At 58.0% G+C, this 357-nt stretch carries 1 pseudogene; it reads right to left on the bottom strand.

Going from position 1 to position 357, the window contains the following annotated elements:
- Window positions 1–357, bottom strand: a pseudogene (locus AC0QKW_RS02575) (photosystem II q(b) protein); the annotation flags it as partial.

Below are 357 nucleotides of genomic sequence, written 5' to 3'. Positions count from 1 at the left end.
CAGCGGCCACAGGTGCGCTGTAAGCAACGCAGATCCAGGGGCGCATGCCCAGGCGGTAGCTCAGTTCCCACTCACGACCCATGTAGCAGAAGACGCCAATGAGGAAGTGGAAAATTACCAACTGGTAAGGGCCACCGTTGTACAGCCACTCATCGAGGGAAGCCGCTTCCCAGATGGGGTAGAAGTGCAGGCCAATGGCGTTAGAGGAAGGCACAACAGCACCAGAGATGATGTTGTTGCCGTACATCAAAGAGCCAGCAACGGGCTCACGGATGCCGTCGATGTCGACGGGAGGTGCAGCGATGAACGCTACGACGAAGCAAGCGGTAGCAGCGAGCAGGGTGGGGATCATCAACA

Source organism: Pseudanabaena sp. PCC 9330 (assembly GCF_055795045.1).
The sequence above is the reverse complement of the archived record's forward strand: the minus strand, read 5'-3'. Positions and strand labels throughout refer to the sequence as shown.